Source organism: Chryseobacterium nakagawai, from assembly GCF_900637665.1.
In the GTDB taxonomy this organism is placed as follows: Bacteria; Bacteroidota; Bacteroidia; order Flavobacteriales; family Weeksellaceae; genus Chryseobacterium; species Chryseobacterium nakagawai.
Genome location: NZ_LR134386.1, coordinates 595,851 through 616,825 on the forward strand (window position 1 = coordinate 595,851; position 20,975 = coordinate 616,825).

At 33.7% G+C, this 20,975-nt stretch carries 15 protein-coding genes and 1 riboswitch; of the genes, 12 read left to right on the forward strand and 3 right to left on the reverse strand.

Features of this window, described 5'->3' with window-relative positions; translation table 11 throughout:
• Positions 1–20: 20 nt before the first annotated feature.
• The 5 genes from EL260_RS02710 (at position 21) to EL260_RS02730 (ending at position 8,183) form a co-directional block, all read left to right on the forward strand.
• Complete coding sequence (locus EL260_RS02710) at positions 21–1,964, forward strand: LysM peptidoglycan-binding domain-containing protein (protein ID WP_123858752.1); 1,944 nt, start codon at positions 21–23, stop codon at positions 1,962–1,964.
• Between the two features lie 70 nt (positions 1,965–2,034).
• Complete coding sequence (gene fabD, locus EL260_RS02715; RefSeq protein WP_123858753.1) at positions 2,035–2,910, forward strand: ACP S-malonyltransferase; 876 nt, start codon at positions 2,035–2,037, stop codon at positions 2,908–2,910.
• An 11-nt stretch (positions 2,911–2,921) separates the two neighbouring features.
• Positions 2,922–3,827 (forward strand): GYDIA family GHMP kinase, encoded by a 906-nt coding sequence (locus EL260_RS02720; protein ID WP_123858754.1) that lies wholly within the window; start codon positions 2,922–2,924, stop codon positions 3,825–3,827.
• Positions 3,828–3,954: 127 nt separating this feature from the next.
• Positions 3,955–5,571 (forward strand): phosphoenolpyruvate carboxykinase (ATP), encoded by a 1,617-nt coding sequence (gene pckA, locus EL260_RS02725; protein WP_123858755.1) that lies wholly within the window; start codon positions 3,955–3,957, stop codon positions 5,569–5,571.
• Between the two features lie 1,295 nt (positions 5,572–6,866).
• The gene (locus tag EL260_RS02730) at positions 6,867–8,183 is read left to right on the forward strand and encodes a hypothetical protein (protein WP_123858756.1); all 1,317 of its coding nucleotides are present in this window, start codon (positions 6,867–6,869) and stop codon (positions 8,181–8,183) included.
• Between the two features lie 205 nt (positions 8,184–8,388).
• Here EL260_RS02730 and EL260_RS02735 read toward each other — a convergent pair whose 3' ends face one another.
• Both EL260_RS02735 and EL260_RS25435 read right to left on the reverse strand, forming a co-directional pair.
• Positions 8,389–8,796: a type II 3-dehydroquinate dehydratase gene (locus EL260_RS02735; RefSeq protein WP_123858757.1), complete on the reverse strand. Its 408-nt coding sequence runs from the start codon at positions 8,794–8,796 to the stop codon at positions 8,389–8,391.
• 53 nt (positions 8,797–8,849) lie between these two features.
• Positions 8,850–9,422 carry a helix-turn-helix domain-containing protein gene (locus EL260_RS25435; protein ID WP_164464416.1) on the reverse strand — a complete coding sequence of 191 codons (573 nt, stop codon included), beginning with the start codon at positions 9,420–9,422 and terminating at the stop codon, positions 8,850–8,852.
• Positions 9,423–10,492: 1,070 nt separating this feature from the next.
• Between EL260_RS25435 and EL260_RS02745 the strand changes: the two genes are divergently transcribed.
• Positions 10,493–11,452: a hypothetical protein gene (locus EL260_RS02745; protein WP_123858759.1), complete on the forward strand. Its 960-nt coding sequence runs from the start codon at positions 10,493–10,495 to the stop codon at positions 11,450–11,452.
• A gap of 35 nt (positions 11,453–11,487) precedes the next feature.
• Positions 11,488–12,432, forward strand: a complete 945-nt coding sequence (locus tag EL260_RS02750; protein WP_123858760.1) for a hypothetical protein — start codon at positions 11,488–11,490, stop codon at positions 12,430–12,432.
• A gap of 200 nt (positions 12,433–12,632) precedes the next feature.
• Here EL260_RS02750 and EL260_RS02755 read toward each other — a convergent pair whose 3' ends face one another.
• The gene (locus tag EL260_RS02755; protein ID WP_164466591.1) at positions 12,633–13,607 is read right to left on the reverse strand and encodes a helix-turn-helix domain-containing protein; all 975 of its coding nucleotides are present in this window, start codon (positions 13,605–13,607) and stop codon (positions 12,633–12,635) included.
• A gap of 442 nt (positions 13,608–14,049) precedes the next feature.
• Between EL260_RS02755 and EL260_RS02760 the strand changes: the two genes are divergently transcribed.
• The 5 genes from EL260_RS02760 to EL260_RS02780 all read left to right on the forward strand — a co-directional run bounded on the left by EL260_RS02760 (position 14,050) and on the right by EL260_RS02780 (position 20,589).
• Positions 14,050–14,262 carry a hypothetical protein gene (locus EL260_RS02760; RefSeq protein WP_123858762.1) on the forward strand — a complete coding sequence of 71 codons (213 nt, stop codon included), beginning with the start codon at positions 14,050–14,052 and terminating at the stop codon, positions 14,260–14,262.
• A gap of 583 nt (positions 14,263–14,845) precedes the next feature.
• A complete protein-coding gene (locus tag EL260_RS02765; protein WP_123858763.1) occupies positions 14,846–15,283 on the forward strand; it encodes a transposase in 438 nt (145 codons plus the stop codon).
• A 78-nt stretch (positions 15,284–15,361) separates the two neighbouring features.
• Positions 15,362–15,694: a helix-turn-helix domain-containing protein gene (locus EL260_RS02770; RefSeq protein ID WP_123858764.1), complete on the forward strand. Its 333-nt coding sequence runs from the start codon at positions 15,362–15,364 to the stop codon at positions 15,692–15,694.
• Between the two features lie 261 nt (positions 15,695–15,955).
• Positions 15,956–16,052, forward strand: a riboswitch (SAM riboswitch).
• A gap of 83 nt (positions 16,053–16,135) precedes the next feature.
• Positions 16,136–19,078 (forward strand): SusC/RagA family TonB-linked outer membrane protein, encoded by a 2,943-nt coding sequence (locus EL260_RS02775; RefSeq protein WP_123858765.1) that lies wholly within the window; start codon positions 16,136–16,138, stop codon positions 19,076–19,078.
• Positions 19,079–19,095: 17 nt separating this feature from the next.
• Complete coding sequence (locus tag EL260_RS02780; RefSeq protein WP_123858766.1) at positions 19,096–20,589, forward strand: RagB/SusD family nutrient uptake outer membrane protein; 1,494 nt, start codon at positions 19,096–19,098, stop codon at positions 20,587–20,589.
• Positions 20,590–20,975 lie beyond the last annotated feature (386 nt).

The window sequence follows — 20,975 nt, forward strand, 5'->3', positions numbered from 1 at the left end:
GTAAATTATAATTATCTAATATGATAAAGAGGTTTTTTATTCTATCCAGTTTATGTATAGTTTTGGGAGTTTCAGCCCAGAAGTCGCATACCGTTGTACAAGGTGATAACCCTTACAACATTGCAAAGAAGTATGGAATGACTGTAGATGAATTGCTGAAACTAAACCCTAAACATAAAGATGGCAAGCTGGCTATTGGAGATGTTTTAGCTGTAAAGACAGAAAAAACAGCAGCTCCGGTTGCTCCTAAAACTGTTGCACCTGAAAAAGCAGGTACAATTGCAGGAACCGCGGTGGGCAAAATTATTTTGCAGCCTAAGCAGACAATTTATGGCATTACAAAACAATATAGAATCTCTGAAACGGATCTGAGAAGACTGAATCCTGAATTGGATTCTCACATGAAGATTGGGGATGAGATTACATTACCCCTTACCAGCATCCAAAAATATGGTGGAGATCAGCCTACAGCAACTGTAACAGAAGCAAAGACTGTGGAAACTCCTGTTGAAAAAGTAGTAGCTACCCCAACTACACCTGCTGTAGAAGGAGAAAGCTATGTGATTCAGGCTAAAGATAATTATTATAGAATTACAAAACAGTTTGGGATCAGTCAACAGGATCTTTATACCTTAAATCCAGGATTAGAAGAAAAAGGATTAAAACCTGGTGATACCATTAAAATAAAAAAAGTAAATACCAATTCTGTAGCTGAAACAACCAATTCAAAAGAAAAAATGGATGCAGGCAACGAGAAATCTACGCCTGTTTCCAATAATGTAGTGGTTGGTGATGACTATGTTACTTATACCGTTCAGCAAGGAGATACAGTATTCTCTATTGTAAATAGGTTTGGAGTAAGTATCGATGAATTAATTGCCCTTAACCCCGATCTTTCAAAAGGGTTGAAATCAGGAATGGTCTTGAAAATCAAAAAACAGGATCCGGTATACGTTAAGAAAAATGGTGATGCCCTAAGCGTGGTATTGATGCTTCCTTTTGGATACAGTACTAACGAAACACAATACAGAGGGATGGCTCTTGATTTCCTGACAGGAGCAAAACTTGCTATTGAAAGAAATGCAAAGGGGGGGCAGAAACTGGATATTAAAATTGTAGATTCCGGAAATGAGGCTTCTTTTAAAAACTCTCTAACGCAGATCAATCCAGAAAATACAGATCTTATTATTGGACCTTTCTTTAAGTCCAACGTAATTGATGTATTGGATTTTACTAAAAATCAAAAAATTCCAGTTGTGGCTCCCTTTGCCAATACGCCGGAATTATACAATTATAGTAATTTGATTATCGTTGAAACGAATAGTCAGACGTATGCAGATAAAATTGTAGAAGAAGTTAAAGCAGTATATTCAGATCAAAAAATATATGTAGTAGCAGATACTAAAAAAGAAAATGCAAACTACATCAAGACAGGGCTTGAAAAAGCAGTGAAAAATCCTAACATCGTTATTGTCAACTCTCCGGCTGATATCCAGTTGGATCAAAACATGATGACAGGACAGTCTGCTCCAGTTATTGCTATTTTAGCCAATGATGATATGGGAGAAGCTTTTGCTAATAAAGTGATTGCCCTTTCTAAAGAAGTACAGGGAGTAAAAGCATTCAGTATGTTCTACTCTCCGGTTTTTGAGAAGAAAGTAGATGATTTGAGCCAGGCAAGTCTGGTATATCTGATGGACAGAAAAATCAATACAGACGGTAATTTTGAAAAAGAGATTCTGGCAGCTTATAAAAGTAAATACTGTAAGACTCCACCAAAATATGCTATCGTAGGATTTGATGTTGTTAATGATATGTTGACAAGAGAAAATAGAAAAGGAGAAATTTTCAAACAAATGAATAAAGTACAGACTCAGCTTGCAACTAAATTTGAGTTTGTAAAATCTAAGGCAAATGGGGCCTATGTAAACACCGGTTACAGAGTAATCAGGTTAGTACCTTAGATGATTTATCTTTGTTTAAAAGAATATTGTTAACATTATAGTTATATTTGCATAATATTTAATTTAATACATGAAAGCACTTGTATTTCCAGGGCAGGGTTCTCAGTTCGTAGGAATGGGAAAAGAATTGTATGATTCTAGAAAAGATATTAAAGATCTGATGGAATCTGCCAATGAAATTTTAGGTTTCGACATTCTTTCCATTATGTTTAACGGAACAGATGCGGATCTTAAAAAAACAGAGGTTACCCAGCCTTCAATTTTTATTCACTCAGTAGCAGCATTAAAAGCCGTAAACGGTCTTGGAGCTGAAATGGTAGCAGGACACTCTTTAGGAGAGTTCTCTGCATTGGTAGCGAATGGTGTTCTATCTTTCGATGATGGTTTGAAATTGGTTTCTGAGAGAGCTAAAGCTATGCAGGAAGCTTGTGATGCAAATCCAAGTTCAATGGCAGCTATTTTAGGTCTTGAAGATGCTAAAGTTGAAGAAATCTGTGCACAGATCAGTGGAATTGTAGTTCCGGCAAACTATAACTGTCCGGGACAGTTGGTAATATCTGGAGAAACTCCTGCAGTAGAAGAAGCTTGCGTAAAATTGAAGGAAGCAGGAGCTAAAAGAGCTTTATTACTACCTGTAAACGGAGCTTTTCATTCACCCTTGATGCAACCTGCTCAGGAAAGATTAGCAGCTGCTATCGAAAATACAAAATTCAGAAAAGCTACTATTCCTGTATATCAGAATATCACAACTACAGCAGTAACAAATCCTGATGAGATTAAGCAAAATCTTATTGCTCAGCTTACCGGGCCTGTAAAATGGACTCAGTCTGTACAGAATATGATTAAAGATGGTGCTTCTAACTTCGTAGAAGTTGGACCAGGAAAGACCCTTCAAGGACTAATCAAAAAAATTGACGGATCAGTAGAATCTAATTCTGCCATCTAATTAATAAAAATATGAGCGCGATATTTTCACCGGGCAAGCTTATGCTTACTTCAGAATATTTCGCAATCGATGGAGCTCTTGTCTTAGCGGTACCTACCAAGCTGGGACAAGAGTTTTTTTTTGATGAAAAAGATGATAACCGATCTTTGATTCTTTGGGAAGCACTCCATCAGAACAAACCTTGGTTAAAAGCTGTCATTGATTATAAAACGTGGCAGATTCTTGAAACCAATATTCCATCTAGCGCTGAATTTATTTTGAAAACATTAAAGAATGTTCAGCAGCTTTCTACTACAAAATTCAAAAACGATTTTACTTACCATTTAAAAACCAATCTTCAGTTTCCTGCTGATTTTGGCCTTGGAAGCAGTTCAACATTGATGAACAACCTTTCTGAATGGGCTAAAGTTGATCCTTTCTATTTAAATACAATCAGTTTAGGCGGCAGTGGGTATGATATTGCTGTTGCAAAAGAAAAATCAGCCGTACTTTTTCAGAGCAAACCAGAAATCTGGTATGAGAAGATAGATTTTAATCCATCCTTTAAAAATGAATTGATTTTTATCCACTTAAATCAAAAGCAGGACAGCCGTGAAGGAATCAATCTTTACAAATCAAAAAAGAAGTCTCAGGAATTAGTTAATGAATTTTCAGATATCACAAAGAAAGTTTTATTATGCAATGAATTGGAAACCTTTTCTGAACTAATGATGATTCATGAGCGTAAAATTTCCGATTTTATTGAAATTCCTACAGTTAAAGAAAAAATATTCTCAGATTGCCCTGTATTTGTCAAAAGTTTGGGTGCTTGGGGCGGAGATTTCGTGATGAGTGCCAAATTTGGGGGCTTTAAAGAGTATTTTTGGGAGAAAGGTTTTACTACTGTTTTTAAATGGTCTGATTTAATTGATTTATAATCAGTGTTTTATAGCTCCTTTTTTTTATTTGCCATTCTGACTTATATCAGTATATTTAAACCGCCTTTAACAAATAATTAATATTATTTTTGTTGAAGTCAATAAAGAAATAGAAAATATAAGTAAAATGAAAAACACTAAAATCATCCAGGATTTAGAGAAATTAGGGATTAAAGGAAACTATGAAGTAGTGTGTAACCCTTCGTATGAAGAATTATACCAGGCTGAAGTTTCTCCTGAAAATCAGGGGTTTGAGAAAGCGGAACTTACAGAATCGGGCGCGGTATCAGTAAAAACAGGAATTTTCACAGGTCGTTCACCTAAAGACAGATATATTGTTCAGGATGATGTTACAAGAGATACAATTTTCTGGGATGGTAAAGTAAACTTACCAACAACGCAGGAAATTTTCGGGTCTTGTAAAGAACTAGTGATGACTCAGCTTTCTGAAGCTAAGAAAATTTATGTTGTAGATGCTTTCTGTGGAACAAATGCAGATACAAGACTTAAGGTAAGATTTATTATGGAAGTAGCATGGCAGGCGCATTTTGTTACCAACATGTTTATCCGTCCTTCTCACTTCGAGCTTGAAAATTTTGGAGAACCAGATTTTACAGTAATCAATGGTTCTAAAACAACTAACCCTAACTGGGAAGCTCAGGGATTGAACTCTGAAAACTTCGTGATGTTCAACCTTACTGAAAAACTACAGATCATCGGAGGTACTTGGTACGGAGGTGAAATGAAGAAAGGGATGTTTGCTATGATGAACTATTACCTTCCATTAAAAGGAATGGCTTCAATGCACTGTTCTGCAAACGTAGGAGAAAAAGGGGATGTTGCTCTATTCTTTGGTCTTTCCGGAACAGGAAAAACTACTTTATCTGCAGATCCGAAAAGATACCTTATCGGTGACGATGAGCACGGATGGGATAACAATGGAGTATTTAACTATGAAGGTGGATGTTATGCTAAAGTAATTGACCTTTCAGAAGAGAAAGAACCGGATATCTTCAGAGCAATAAAAAGAGATGCGCTTCTTGAAAACGTTGTAGTACACAATGGAGTAGCAGATTATACAGATGGATCTATCACTGAAAATACAAGAGTTTCTTATCCAATCTATCATATTAATAAAATTGTATTACCATCTAAAGCTGGTCATGCAAGTAAGATCGTTTATCTTTCAGCGGATGCATTCGGAGTACTTCCTCCGGTTTCTATCCTGAATGAAGATCAAGCTCAATACCACTTCCTGTGCGGTTATACTTCAAAATTAGCTGGAACTGAAAGAGGAATTACTGAGCCTCAGCCATCTTTCTCTCCGGCATTTGGTGAAGCGTTCCTTACATTACACCCAACAATGTATTCTAAAACATTGATCGGAAAAATGAAAGAACACGGCGCTAAAGCGTATTTGGTAAACACAGGTTGGAATGGTACCGGAAAGAGAATTTCTCTAAAAGATACAAGAGCAATTATTGATGCGATCATTGACGGATCTATTGATAATGCTCCTAAAACTCAGGTTCCAATCATGAACTTAGAAATTCCTACTGAACTTCCAAACGTATCTACAGGTATTTTAGATCCTAGAGATACTTATGAAAATGCTTCAGAATGGGAAGAGAAAGCAAAAGATCTTGCTTCAAGATATATCAAAAACTTCGAACAGTATTGTGATACTGAAGAAGGTAAGAGATTAATTCCTTCTGGACCACAATTACAAGAACAAACTATCTAATAAGATAGAGTACAAATAGAAAGCCTCATCCACGATGAGGCTTTTTTTATTTTATATCTTACGGATTAAGCTGATGCCATATTACATAAAAAGAATAGACTTTTCAGAATGAAAAATACTCTTAATCTATTAAATCTAGAAGAAAAAAATAAACCGATAACCCGCTAGATATTATGACATTATTTTGTCTGAGATAAAGAATATGAAAATAGTGATATAAATAGCTAATATGGATATCATAATTGCCAGATGTCTATCCATCAATTTTAATTTCAGTTTTTTTATTTGTTCCTTTTTACACTTAATGAAGCGATTAAATTATTATATATTGGATAATCAGTTTCTCATAATTAATTTTTTTAATTTGCTGTTTTATAGCTTTTTATGTACTTGTTATAAGTCATTTTCTAGATTTTCATTTATGATTTAATTTTTTGTAGGACCGTAAAGAATAACTTTGCAACAGGGCTTTGAAAAGTTGAAAATAATGAAAATACTCTATCACTAATTCCTTATATTTTTTAAAAAAATTAAATTTCTTTTTGTCTATTTTAGTTACAAATAATAATTCTATTTTGTAGAGTTATTGTAATATTTGCTGCTTTTACAATAGAAGATTAACGAATAATTTTAGCAGGTTGGAATAAAGGATAAAGTATTAATGAATATGAAAATAAGCTTTAAGTAAATAGTCAATGATTATGAAGGAGAAATTTATTTTTATAAATGACGCTGCGTTAATGTATGATTAATGGCTTTTTAATTTTGAGAGTGATGTCTTTGAGTGTATGATCATTTTATCAATTAATGGTTCTTAGTAAATATAAGGTAATGAAAAAAATATTTTGAGTGTTACTAATTTTATAGAGTACGTTGCTTCTGATACACGGGTAGGTTGGTATTAGTACGACAACGGCGAAAAGGGCTTTTCGTTTCTTCTCGTTATAATCATTTTTACATCATAAAGGAAAATACCTCTATTTATTCAGATCGTTTACTTTTCAAGCTTGAATTGAAAATCTCTTAATCTTGAATAAATTATAGTAAAAAATATTCCTATCTATTTTGAGGATAGAGTATTAAGAACTTGTTATGCCATAATCTAATAAAATAAACACAATTGCTATATATATTAAAAACACAAATGGTGATTAATACATACTGTTTAAAAAAATAACCACTTTTGAAATGAATACAGTGTGATTTTAAAATAATGGAGATCCTGCTATAGCGTAAAGCCAGTCAGGATAGCTATCTGTTTTAGATACAAAAGAATACAAATTAAATATAAAAAAATGATGAAACACAAATTATTACAAATGGTGGCTTTTATAGCCCCATTCTTATTGATCTATGGCCAGGTAGGGATAAATACTGCTACACCAAACCCTAAATCAGCGCTAGAAGTATTTTCTAAAAATAAAGGTTTTCTTCCGCCACGCATGACAACTCTGGAAAGAGATGATTTGCTTTCTCCGGAATCTCCAAATGTAGAGGCTGAAGGGATGGTGATTTACAATACAACCGTTCACTGTCTGGAATTTTGGAATAGTTTGGAATGGATTAATATGTGCCAGGGAGGCTCATCAATTTATACGATCAATTGTGAGCCTGTTGTCAGCGGAAGCTTTTATGCAGGTGCTGCGGCAGCAGGTTCTGTAAGGATTAAAGTAACCGTAAACAAGCCTGGAAATTATAAAATTAATACGGCAACAATCAATGGGTTGAGTTTTAGTGGAGATGGAAATTTTGAGAATACAGGAGAACAATATGTTATTCTTTCCGCTGAAGGAACTCCTTTACAAACAGGAACCTATACCTATTCTATTATTAATCCTTCAGGAAATGACAGTTGTACGTTTAATATCACGGTGACGAATCAGCCTTCTGGAAGGACAATAAAAGTACTTTCCATAGTTCCTGATGCTTGGAATGGTACTTTATCGACAGATTCTTATGGGAGATATTCGTCAGTTGCGAGGTCTAAGTTGACCAATCCTAGTAACTTTGGGCCCAATGGAAGTGTGGTAATGTCAAATTTTATTTTCAATACTGTTAATATCCAGACTGCAACCTCTGCTGAATTATCGCAGGCAATCGATAACTCAGATATTATTTGGATTGGTTATGTATATACTAGTTATTTCTCGGATCAGGCTATCACTATTTTGAAACAGAAGATTCAAGAAAAGAAAAAGTTTTTTATTATTGATGCGGAACATCAAAATCTTACTCCAATCAATAAACTTAATATAGGTTACAGTGTACAATATATTAATTCTCAAAGACCAGGATCTTTTTTTACCACAACCTCTCAAGGACCAAATAGTGGTGTATTTGGGAATCTTACCGAAAATACAAGGATACAGACTAACCGTTATATGGGAAGAATCACGCAATTTCCTTCTACTGCCAAATTATTTATGAAAGACAGCGCCGGTGGAGTTGCTGGGACCATAGATGGTAATCTATTAGTGTATACCGATGTGAATTTATTTTATAATTATGAATCCACAGATAAATTTTATAATGAAGGAACAGGTTGTACAGAAAGTCCTAATGCCAGAATGTTTTGTAATATATTTAGTATAGCGATCGAATATGTAAGGTAGATTTTGAAAATATACAGTTAAATTATAGAATTCTGGAAAATTACAATGAACATAGATCTAATACAAATTTTAACCTTATCATTCTTAGACAGAGGCTAAGAAAAAAATAAAAGAGTCCATTTTCACGGATAGTGAGATGGACTCTTTTGGTTTTTAATATGTCTATGTAATTGTTGACTAATTCATTTCGGTAATTGGTCAAAATTTACTTAAGGCTCAATAAGGCCAATCTATATCCATCCATTCCGAAACCTGATAAAACCGCATCTGTATTGGCTGCTGTAACAGATTTCTGTCTAAATTCTTCTCTTTTGTAGATGTTACTGATGTGAACTTCTACCTTTGGTTTTTGGATATTCTTTAAACAATCTGCTATTGCATAAGAATAATGGGTAAATGCTCCTGGATTAATCACAATGGCATCAAAATCATCTTCCTGAAGCCTGTTGATAAGCTCGCCTTCAATATTGGATTGATAATATTTTAATTCATGAGAACGAAACTCAATTTTTAGATTTTCTAAATAAGCTTCCATAGAAATACTCCCATAAACTTCAGGTTCTCTGGTGCCTAAAAGATTAAGGTTAGGACCATTAATAATTAAAATTTTCATAAAAAGAATTTATCCAAAGATAAATATTTTTACAGACTATTATCTGTTACAAATTACAGGTTTTGCTGAATATATTCAGAGGGTGTAATCCCCTCAATTTGCTTAAAAGCTCTGTTAAAGGTTGATTGATTCGAAAACCCGGCTTCAGTGTAGATAAACATTAAAGTGATTTTTTTGAAATCAGTTTCAGTGAATAACTTTTTCACATAATTAATTCTATACCTATTAAGATAGGTATTGAAGTTGGGATATTCTTTATAACGAATAGCCTTGGAAATATAAGAGCTGTTGACATCCAAAACAACACTCATCATTGAAAGATTAAACTTTGGATCTTTAAAAAGCATGTCCTGATTCATTGTTGTTTCTATTTTTTCAAATAATTTTTCAAAAGCTTCTATATCTATAGAGTCTGGTATAGTCTTGATTATACTTTCATTTTCATCTTTAATCAGGGTAGAAGAAGGTGAAATAACCTGATCTGATGTTTCCAGTCTTTTAATTTTATCTTTATAGTGGATCAGTAAAAACACAATTGATATATTGGAAATAAATAGAAGGGTGTCATTAAACTTAACCTCTTCTTGGGTATGTTTGGGGAGATCAAAATTGAAATTGTTAGCCATTATACTGACTGTAACAATGGTAAGTATTACATAAATGGTATATAATATAACTTCTTTTTTAGAAAAAAATATGTAAGCGCCCAACGGAATGGGCAATAAGATAGAGAAACTTGCTACAGAGTTCTCCCAAAAGGATAGTATAATATAAGCACTGTATAGAGGAACACAAATTAAAAAAAAATTGACCAGTAAATCAGGTGAATATTTTTTTCTTGTTAATATGTAAGGAAATCCTAAAGAAAATAAACCAAAAGCCAAATACCATGACATTATTTTGTCTGGGATAAAAAATATGAAAATAGAGATATAAATAGCTAATATGAAAATCATAATCGCTACATATCTATCCATCAATTCTAGTTTCAGGTCTTTTATCAGGTCTTCTTTTTGCACTTAATGAAGCTATTAAATTATTTTATACAGGTAATCAGTTTTTCATAATGGGTTTGTTTAATTTATTGTTTTATAGTTGGTTATATGTTTGTTGTAAGTCATTTTCTAGATTTTCATTTATGCTTTAATTTTTTTTAGCATCGTAAATAATAACTTTGCACCAGGACTTTGAAAAGTTGAAGATAATGAAAATACTCTATCATTAATTCCTTGAAGTTTCTTAAAATTAAATTTCTTTTTCATCCAATTTAGTTACATTATTTTGCTTCTCAAACTTTGGATTGAAAATATATCAAGTCTACTAAATTATAGAAAAAATATAAAATTAATGAACATATAATAATTCTTTTTTGTGGAGTTATTGTTGGACGTTTAATTAATATTAACTGTTTTGGTAGTTAGAAAGTAAAAACTATAAGATGAATTGACAGCGTAAATTCTATTAAAATGGGATAGGACTTTAGCTAAAAGTTGGGTGAATAATAAATCCTTTTCAGGGTTTAATTCTGCGTAGTTGTTTTAATTTAATTATAAGATACTTATAATATTTCTTATTGATGATTTGAAATGAAGATTTACTACCAAAGAGAATTGGTTTGATGATGCTAAAGTTATAATAGCCAGATGTATTTCAATGATTTCCTCTCAATTGTATTATAATTAATAAATATAAAGTAATGAAAAAAAAAATTATTTTGACTGCTGTGGTCTTATGTAGTACACTACTTCTGGTATATGGGCAAGTGGGTATTGGTACGGTAACGCCGAGAGGTGCTTTAGATATCAATAAGCCTACTACAAATACTTTTGGATTGGTTCTTCCTACTAATTCAGATACTGATAATATTGTTAATCCTCAGGGAGGAAATGTTGCCCTTGCAACAATGATGTATGACTCTACTCAGGATTGTATCAAGGTTTACAGATCAAATGGATGGTCGCGATGTTTGTCTGATAAGATCAACAGACCAGAGACTGTTCGTTTTGCTTATTGGTCAACATTTGCTATTGGCAGTTCAGGTTTGACTACTTTTAATTCTCAGTTAAATAATATTAATAATTATAGTGTATCCGGGACATATAAAAATGTTTCCGGATTTCAGTTTACTAACATTACCTCTACTTTGGCAAATGCAACCGTTGAAGACCTTCTGACTAATTATGATATTATCTGTACAGGGTTTTCTAATATGAGTGCTGCTGATGCTGCCAAGATTAAAAGTTATGTAGACAGAGGGGGTGTTGCTATCATATTGCTTGATAATAATATTGGAACAGCATTACTTCAAGCTTTTGGAGGTACTGGTAATGTAACAACGGGAGGTCTTGCAGGGAATAGCACAACGAGCAATATTAATAATGGTGTTTTTGGAGATGCAAGAAATGTAGCATTAACAGGGGCAGCCAGTGCAGGCAGGGTACAAATATCCCAACTTCCGACGGGCAGTAAGCTACTTGCTAATGAAGCTACTAATAATGCAGGGGCGTGGATTACTGGAGCTGGTGGAAGAGCTGTTTTCTTCTGGGATGAAGGAGTTTTTCGTTCATCCGATGTAGCGGGTACTGTAATAGATACTCCTCAGGAGAAGTTCTTGCACAATGTAATAGCATACACTTTAGATAGGGTTGGATTATAATCTGCCATCTATATTTAATTAAAAAACAAGAGGTAATGAGAAAGAAAATTATTTTTAGTATTGTTGTTTTGTGCAGTGCATTGTTTAAGATGTATGGACAAATGGGCATAGACACAACAACGCCAAGAGGTGCTTTAGATATTAATAAGTCTGTCACCAATACTTCCGGATTGGTAATTCCTACCAATTCAGATATGGATAATATTATTAACCCTCAGGGAGGTAATGTTGCTGTTGGGACTATTATATATGACTCCACGCTGGATTGTATTAGATTTTATAAATTAAACGGATGGTCACGGTGTGTGTCTGACAGGAAAGGAAGACCACCTGTTTTGCGTATGGCCCAGTGGGCTGTTCCTGCTGGGATGCCTTTTAATTCTCAACTTACTGACACCAATAATTATGGAACTTCCGGAACATATAATAAAGTTTCCGGAATTCAGATTACGAATATCACCTCTACTTTATCAAACATGACGGCTGATGAATTACTTTCCAACTTTGATATGATATGTACAGGATGGAATGGGTCTAACTTACCTGCTGCTGATGCTGCGAAGATTAAAGAGTATGTAGATCGGGGTGGTGTTGCCCTTTTACTATTTGACAGAAATGTAGGAACGGGATTGCTTCAGGCTTTTGGAGGTAACGGAACTGTGGGTAGTGGTGCAGTTATTGCGAGAAGTACAAATGATGTTGTAAATAATGGTGTTTTCGGTGATGTGAGAGATATTGCATTATCAGGTGCTGATACTGCTGGAAGAATACTAATGTCACAACTCCCTGCAGGTGCAAGGCTTCTTGCTACTGAGGCCACAAATAATGCTGGAGGGTGGATTGCAGGAGCGGATGGAAGGGCTATTTTCTTTTGGGATGAAGGAGTTTTCCGTGCATCTGTAACAGGAGCTATAGATACTCCTCAGGAGAGATTTATTCATAATGTAATTGCATATGCTTTGGATAAAACGGGATTATAATTTGTTTTCAAATATAAAAGCACATAGGTGATTTAATGATCTAAATTCAGATTTATTTTTAGAGATCACTAAATTGATACTGAAAAAATAATGATTTTTGAGAATCTGAACGTAAAAAGGTGGCTGTTTTTAAACAACACCTTTTTATGATGTAATATTTTTCTTAAAAAATTGACGGGAAATGGACTGTACTATACATCCTAATTGTCATCAATTTTTAAGTTCTGTTGAATATATTCTGAAGGAGTGATTCCCTCAATTTGTTTAAAAACTCTATTGAATGTAGATTGATTTGAAAACCCTGCTTCAGTATAGACATACATGAGAGTGGTTTTCTGAAAATCAATTTCTTCTAAAAGTTTTTTTACATAGTTGATTCTATAGGTATTGAGATAAATGTTGAAATTAGAATGTCCTTTATATCGAATTGCTTTAGAAATATAAGAACTGTTGACATCTAGAACAACGCTTAATCGTGAAAGGTTCAATTTAACATCCTTAAAAAGCATTTCCTGGTTCATGGCTTTTTCTATTCTTTCAAATAATTTTTCCATGCCCTCAATATCTGCAATGTCTGTTGCGCTTTTGGGTTCATAAGGTTTAGCCTTTGGGAGAGGTGGTGAATCTGCATGTTCCAGTATTTCTTGCTTTTTGATTTTGTCTTTGTAATAAATCAATAAGGATACGACCAGAATATTTGAAATAAATAAATTGATGTCTGTAAACATGACCTCCCTTTGAGTATGCTTTGGAAAGGCATATTTCAAATTGTCAGCGGTGATACTGGCTGTAATAATTATGATCAGAGTATAGGCAACATACTTTATGGTGCCTTTTTTAGAAAAAAAAATATAAGCTCCTAAAGGAATGGGTAATAACCATGAGAAGCTGGCTACAGAATTTTCCCAAAAAGCAAGCATGAGATAAAAACCGAATATGGGGGCAAGTATGAGATAAGTATTTACAATGAGGTTGGGAGAAAATCTTTTTCGTGCAAATGAATAACCGGATCCTAAGAATAAGATCCCTGCCGGCAGATACCAGGATAGAATTTTGTCGGGTATAAAAAAAATAAAAATGATGGAGTAGACTCCTAAGATAGAAATCATAAGAATCACATATCTATCCATCAGTTCCAGTTTTAACCTATGTATCTGGTCTTTTTTTATTTTCAATGTGGACATTTAAATTAAATATTATAATAATTGTTAATGAAATCTAATAAATCATTCTTTTAATTGTTTGGCTTTAAGATCCTTATGAATGTTAAGTCAATTTCTAGATTATCATTTATAGTTGATTTTTTTTGAATCTTCTTGAGGAATAACTTTGCAAAAAGCTTGTTACAAAATCAAAAATGATTGATTATAAATGAATTTTTAATCTTAGGTTATTATAATAGTTTTTATGAATTTTTCTTTCACATATATTTTTCGAATTTATGACAAAAATTTAAATAAAGAAAAGAAAAATGGTTTTGAGGTTATTTTTAACAAGTAAACTATTATGCTAAAAAATAATTATGATTTAGAAATTAAGATAAACTAATCAATCCTTTATGAAATGCAAAAATCAATAATTAACAACACAAATGTCATTCAATAAATAAAAACACAAATGATGATTTTTAATACTTATGGAGTCTCTAAGAAATACCTTATCAATTTTTTAACTAAAATAAAAATACATTTACTAATGGTTGTTGTTTCTGAAGTATCATTTTCCCACGTAGGGATTAATAATGCCAGGACTCCTTATATGGGAACCATGAATGTTCCTTATCTGGGAGAAAGTGGTGGAACTTATCCTACACAATCCATAGGACCGTGAATGGGCTTACAGCAACTCTTTCTTCAGGGAATTTTAATTCTGGAGAGGGTACATTGAGGTATACGGTGTCAGTATACCTACAATTACCAATCCTACTACTACCATCTTCCCAACTAAATATTGGAGAACAGTCATGTTATGCAACAATAGGAGGAGGTAATATCCTGAAGATGGATAGACGGAATGATTTCTTAGTTTGATTTAATAACATGCACTATATAATGAAGTATTTATATAAGGATTTACAGCTGATTAAGCCGGAGATTTTTCTTAATAAGAGTAAAGAGGAAATCGTCTCAATGTTAGGACATGGTTTTAACTATTGGCATTCAGAGATTTGGAGCTATGCTGTGCCTCAAAAGATGTTTGAAAGCCGCAGATGCCTTCTCCTTGTCTTTGAAGATGATGTTGTAAAGCAGTCATACATAAAAAGATATTATTTTTGGGACTGAATGAAATAAAGAATATCAGGTAGAACGTCCAGTTATAATTGTGATTTTTTCATCTTGCTAATTTCCATATTTTGATGATGAATCTTAATTCTGCCTGATTTTTTAATTTATCAATATGTAATTTTTAAATAATGGTATTTGATTTTAAAAACATTCATATAGGAGCGTGTATTAAGGAAAGATATGAGAGCTTGGGAATTTCAATGATTCGGGTTTGCAACTTTCTTAATATTACAGATGATGAAGTGTACGAAATGTTTATGCAAAAAAGTCTGGATACGGAAGTTCTGTTGAGATGGAGTAAGCTTTTAGAATATGATTTCTTTAGAATCTATACCCAGCATATCATCATATTTGCACCGCAAGCCAATATGGGATATAATACAGTTAGTCCCAAAAAGGATTCTTCTCTTCCGCAGTTTCGGAAGAATGTATATACTAAAGAAGTAATAGATTTTGTTTTGGAGCTTATCAGTACCGGACAGAAAACAAAACAACAGGTAATAGAGGAATACAAGATTCCTAAAACTACACTTTATAAATGGGCTAGTAAGTATGATAAATCTTAAATAGGTTTTTCATTTTGATAGTTAGAAAATAAATGGTTGGCTCATGCACTGAAATATTAAATTAAAAACATTGAATATATGATAGAACAAGGTCCTGATTATATAAGAATTTATACCGATATCATTGCCATGAAGCATCCTCAAAAGCTTGAAATATGTGCGCCTATTTTACAAAAAAAAAGATTGACGGCATTGGATGTTCTTAAGCTTAATGAAATTGTCTTCGGATTAGAAGGAATTGAAACAGAAAAATTTAATCAAAGACATAAGTCTTATGATAAGTCTGCTATTATAAAAATTTTAAATTTTCAAAAAGACCATGGATATAATAATACTCAAATGGCGAATCAATTTAAAATGAGTAGAAATACTTTAGCAAAGTGGAAAAAAAGTTTTGAATGTAATCAATAATTTTACATTTAAAACGGTTTTTAGGGATTTTAATTTAATGGTGCTTAGGCACCATTTTTTTGATATTATGAGATGGTTTTATCATTAAATACAATTTAATGATATTTATCATATTTATTAAAATGATAATTTATTTAAGGTCTTATAGTGGTGGGTATTAATAAAATATTATAATAAATTTTGAAAAATTATCATGAAAATTTTATAAGTCTACTTGTTTTGTAGACTAAAAGTTTATAGATTTGCAACCATATTTCGATCGGCTTATAAAGAAAGATGGAGGGAACTGACCCTACGAAGTCTTGACAACCTGCGTTATGTAAGGTGTTACATTCAGCCTTTAAAGGAAAAATAAGCATTTGGTTTATCGTATTTATCGATGCCCTTTGCTGTTTTTTCAGTAAAGGGCAAAATTTTAATATATGGTAAATAAAATTGATTATGATTAATAAAAATCTATTTAATTCTAAAATTTGGATTCCACCCGTTGCTGTATTTTTCTTAGGAATTGTAAGTGTAAGCGGGCAAAATTCCAAACCGAAAAAGGATACTCTTAAAGAAAAGGAAATTGATGAAGTGGTTGTGGTGGCTTACGGAAAAGCAAAAAGAAATAGCTACACCGGTTCCGTAGCAACAATTTCCAGTGATAAAATCAATAACAGACCTGTGACCAACATTACCAAAGCATTGGAAGGACAGGTTCCCGGAATTCAGGTTACCGGTGCATCAGGACAGCCTGGAGCTACTTCTACGATCAGGATCAGAGGGGTAGGTTCGGTTAGTGCTTCCAGTGAGCCTTTATACGTTGTGGATGGGATTCCTTTTGACGGAAACATCAATGCGATCAGTCCTAATGATATAGAATCCATCAGTGTTTTAAAAGATGCTACGGCAAGTGCTTTGTATGGTTCAAGAGGAGCGAACGGAATTATTATCATTACCACAAAATCCGGTAAAAAAGGAGAAGCCAGGGTAAACCTTAACATCAGCCAGGGGTTTTCAGGCAGAGCGGTAAAAGATTATGAGCAGGTCACTACGGATCAATATTTCCAATTGTATTGGGAGGCAATGAGAAACGGATACCAATCCGGTCAGATTTCTGCACAACAGGCAGCACAGATGGCAACAGACAATATTGTATCTGGTACCGGATTATCAATTAATCCTTATGGAGCTAATTATCCAAAACCAGTGGGAACAGACGGGAAATTATTACCGGGGGCGAGAGCTTTATGGAATGATGACTGGAGAGATGTTCTTCAAAGAGTTGCTTCCAGAAATCAGGTTGATCTAGACATCAGCGGGGGAAATGAAAAAAGTAATTATTTCTTTTCATTAGGTTATCTAGATGATAAAGGAATGGCTATTGAATCTGGGTTTAAAAGATACAGTACGAGATTAAAAATAAATTCTGAAGTTAAAAAATGGTTGAATGTTGGAGCGAACTTAAGTTACACGAACAGTATTCAGCAGGCTCCAAGTTCTTCAGATTCTAAGGCGAGTAATATTATTCAGGCGGCAAGGGCAATTCCGTCTTTTTATCCTTATTATGAAAGAAATCCGGATGGATCTTATGTAGTGGATGCGGAAGGGAACAAGATTTATGATTTTGGAAGATACAGACCTACTGCGGCACTTCAGAATCAAAATTTAGCGGCAAGTTTACCATTGGATAAAAATGAAAATAAGATCGATAATTTTTCAGGGAAAGGATTTATGGAGTTTACATTTCTTCCGGAGCTGAAGTTTAGAACAAGTTTTTCTGTTGATCTTGTTAGCTTTAATGAGCATTTTTATACCAATCCGCTTCTTGGACAAGGAAAGGAGACCGGAGGATCTGTAAGAAAAGCGAATAGCAGAACACTTTCCTATACGACCAGTAATATTCTGACTTATGATAAGAGGTTTGGAAAACATCATATTAATGTATTGGGAGGTCATGAATTTTATAAATATGATTACCAAATTATTTCCGGTAGCAGACAAGGTTTCTCATTACCCAACTACTATGAGCCTGATGCAGCCTCTCTGTTAGTGGATTTTGGAGGGAATAGTGATAAATTAAGCTTGTTGAGTTTCCTTGGAAAGGTGGAGTATGATTTTGATAATAAATATTTCTTATCTGCATCTACAAGAGCTGATAGTTCTTCAAGATTTTCAAAAGATAACAGATGGGGGACATTCTGGTCTGTAGGAGGTTCATGGAAACTTTCAAATGAAGAATTTATTAAAAATCTAAATTTCTTCAATCAGTTGACATTACGTGCAAGCTATGGAGGACAGGGGAATGATAAATTATTAAGGCCCAATGGACAGAGCCTTTATTATGCTTATCAGGAATTATACAGGGACTCACCTCTAGCTGGTGAGCCTGGAAAAACGTTGGAGAAAGTAGGAACTCCTAATCTGAAATGGGAAACCAATCTTAATTTGAATGTAGGACTTGAGTTTGCCATTCTTAATAACAGAATTAAAGGAAACGTAGAATATTTTGAAAGAAAAAGTAAAGACCTCCTCTTTAATGTACCGGTTGCTCCGTCTTTAGGGATCACTGATTATCCGGCCAATATTGGAACAATAAAGAATACAGGTTTTGAATTTTCATTATTCACAACACCTATTAAAAATACGGACTTCCAATGGAACGTGGATATTAATCTGAGCACCTTAAACAATACGGTAACTAAATTGCCTAAAGGTCCTCTTGTGGTAGGAACAACCAAACAATTGAATGAAGGGGGATCTGTATATGATTTCTTTATTCCGGAATGGGTAGGAGTAGACCCAAGTAATGGAAAACCATTGTGGAAAACCATTACAAAGGATGCTAATGGAAATCCGGTGGAAGGAACAACTTCAGAATATGCCAAGGCTACAAAAATGCTGCAAGGTTCTGCTCTGCCTAAGTTAACTGGAGGAGTCAGTACGAGCATTAATTATAAGAATTTTGATTTTTCTGCATTATTGACATTCAAGATTGGGGGGAAGATTCTGGACACAGATTATACTTCCATCTTACATAATGGAAACTTAGGTGGACGCGCATGGGGTACGGAAATGCTAAACAGATGGACTCCTGACAATCCTTATACAGATGTTCCGGCTTTAAGCACAAAAACGAATAATTGGACTTCAGTTTCTACAAGGTTTCTTTATTCAGGAACCTATGCAAGGCTTAAAAACGTAAGCTTAGGATATACATTACCATCTGATTATTTTGAAACGATCGGATTGAAGAAATTCAGAATTTATATTCAGGCAGAGAATCTTCTGACCTTCTATAAACATAAAGGAATGGATCCTGAACAGGCATTGGATGGGACAACTTATTACCGATACCCGGCGATGAGAACGATTACTTTTGGTCTTCAGGCAACATTCTAACTTTTAAAATTTGAACAATGAAAAATTTAAAATATTTATCTTTTGCATTAATAGGATTATGGTCACTCACAAGTTGTGAAAGTGAGATGGATACTGCTCCTACAGATCAGGCTAACAGTGTGGAAGTCTTCAAAACGGCTGAAAGTGCAGAAACGGTTATCAATGGAACCTGGGCAAAATTTAACAATGACGGGACTACTTTTGCTAATATCGGATATTCGACTGTATTAAGAGCAAGTGATGCGATGGGAAGCGATGTAGCTGTGTTGACCAATAAGTATGGTTTCTCATCTACTTATGATTTTACAGAAATGGTGAACAATACAGTAGGTCGTCCTTTATTTATCTGGACGATGTTGTATTCCACTATCAATAATATGAATAATGTTATTGCCAAAATTGATGCTGCAGAAGGAAGCCAGGCAAAAAAAGACCAGGTAAAGGGGCAGGCAAAGGCATTGCGTGCTTTCTGTTATCTGAATATTGCCAGCTTTTATCAATTCAGTTATCTTAAAGATAAATCAGCACTAGTTGCTCCAATTTATACGGAACCTTCAACAACAAGTACTGTTGCAAAGAAAAAATCCAGTCTGGAGGATGTTTATACTTTAATTAAAAGTGATCTTACGGATGCCGATAATTTATTGAAGAATTATACAAGAAATAATAAGGATAAAATTAACAGGAACGTAGTAAATGGGATTCTTGCAAGAGTTTATCTGAATACAGGAGAATGGAGTAAGGCTGCAGCATCGGCAAAAACAGCAAGAGAAGGTTTCCCTCTGATGACTCCTGAAAAGTACAAGGAAGGATTTAATGATATTAATAATGAGGAATGGATCTGGGGAAGCAGACAAACTCAGGAGCAGTCCGATGGGAGTTATGCTTTTCACTATTTGGATGTATCTTCATCAGGAAGCTATTATTACAGCTTTATGGCAGATCCTTATTTTAAAAAATTATTTGATGCCAATGATATCAGATTCCAATTGTTTTCATGGGATGCTCTTCCGGCAAGGGAAGGGTTGTTGAGATATGCTAAATTTAAATTTAAGGCAACGCTTATTGCAGATCTTGTTTATATGAGAGCAGCTGAAATGTATTTGATCGAAGCAGAATCAGAAGCAAGAAACGGAAATGTAACTCAGGCAGTAACAGCTTTAAATCAATTGAGGTCAGCAAGAAATGCTAATGCTTATATAGGCCCATTAACACAAAATGATGTGGTAAATGAAGTTTTGATTGAAAGAAGAAAAGAATTATTTGGTGAAGGATTCTCTCTTTCAGATATTATCAGAACGCAGGGAACTGTGGAAAGAAAGCCATTTGTAGATGCAGAAGGAAAGCCTATTAAAGTTCAGGTGACCACTTCTAACGGAACGATAAAAACCGTTGATGGAAAAGGTCATAGCGTATTTGATCTTCCGAATAAGACTCCGTTTGTACCAAACAGTCCTTACTATTTATTCAGTATTCCACTGAAGGAGATTGAAAATAATCCCAATTTATAATCTATAGTCCATATTAGATTTGATTTTTTAACCACCGCTTTTGCGGTGGTTTTTTGTTTGAGATTTTAAAAAGCTTGTTAATAAAAATAAATTAAAATTTCCAGCCCTATTTGTATGATAAATTAATTGTTTCATCGTTTTTGATCAGGGTTATTTTTCTTGCAAATATAATGAGTGCTTATTTGAGGTCATATTTAATATTCTATTATTATGTGTATTATGCTTTTTTTAGAATTGCTGATTATTTTGATTGATACAATTAATAAGGATAGCATTTTTTTTGAAAATAAATAACAATTTGGTGAAAAATGTGACTTTTGAAAAACGTATAAAGTCAAAAAGTAATTTGATTTTTATCGTATTTTTAAAATGTAATGATCCATATG

Excerpts from the sequence above, each read along its gene's own strand:
- EL260_RS02710 (WP_123858752.1), top strand. The coding sequence starts at position 21 with ATGATAAAGAGGTTTTTTATTCTATCCAGTTTATGTATAGTTTTGGGA.
- fabD (WP_123858753.1), top strand. The coding sequence starts at position 2,035 with ATGAAAGCACTTGTATTTCCAGGGCAGGGTTCTCAGTTCGTAGGAATG.
- EL260_RS02720 (WP_123858754.1), top strand. The coding sequence starts at position 2,922 with ATGAGCGCGATATTTTCACCGGGCAAGCTTATGCTTACTTCAGAATAT.
- pckA (WP_123858755.1), top strand. The coding sequence starts at position 3,955 with ATGAAAAACACTAAAATCATCCAGGATTTAGAGAAATTAGGGATTAAA.
- EL260_RS02730 (WP_123858756.1), top strand. The coding sequence starts at position 6,867 with ATGATGAAACACAAATTATTACAAATGGTGGCTTTTATAGCCCCATTC.
- EL260_RS02735 (WP_123858757.1), bottom strand. The coding sequence starts at position 8,796 with ATGAAAATTTTAATTATTAATGGTCCTAACCTTAATCTTTTAGGCACC.
- EL260_RS25435 (WP_164464416.1), bottom strand. The coding sequence starts at position 9,422 with ATGGCTAACAATTTCAATTTTGATCTCCCCAAACATACCCAAGAAGAG.
- EL260_RS02745 (WP_123858759.1), top strand. The coding sequence starts at position 10,493 with ATGAAAAAAAAAATTATTTTGACTGCTGTGGTCTTATGTAGTACACTA.
- EL260_RS02750 (WP_123858760.1), top strand. The coding sequence starts at position 11,488 with ATGAGAAAGAAAATTATTTTTAGTATTGTTGTTTTGTGCAGTGCATTG.
- EL260_RS02760 (WP_123858762.1), top strand. The coding sequence starts at position 14,050 with ATGATGATTTTTAATACTTATGGAGTCTCTAAGAAATACCTTATCAAT.
- EL260_RS02765 (WP_123858763.1), top strand. The coding sequence starts at position 14,846 with ATGGTATTTGATTTTAAAAACATTCATATAGGAGCGTGTATTAAGGAA.
- EL260_RS02770 (WP_123858764.1), top strand. The coding sequence starts at position 15,362 with ATGATAGAACAAGGTCCTGATTATATAAGAATTTATACCGATATCATT.
- EL260_RS02775 (WP_123858765.1), top strand. The coding sequence starts at position 16,136 with ATGATTAATAAAAATCTATTTAATTCTAAAATTTGGATTCCACCCGTT.
- EL260_RS02780 (WP_123858766.1), top strand. The coding sequence starts at position 19,096 with ATGAAAAATTTAAAATATTTATCTTTTGCATTAATAGGATTATGGTCA.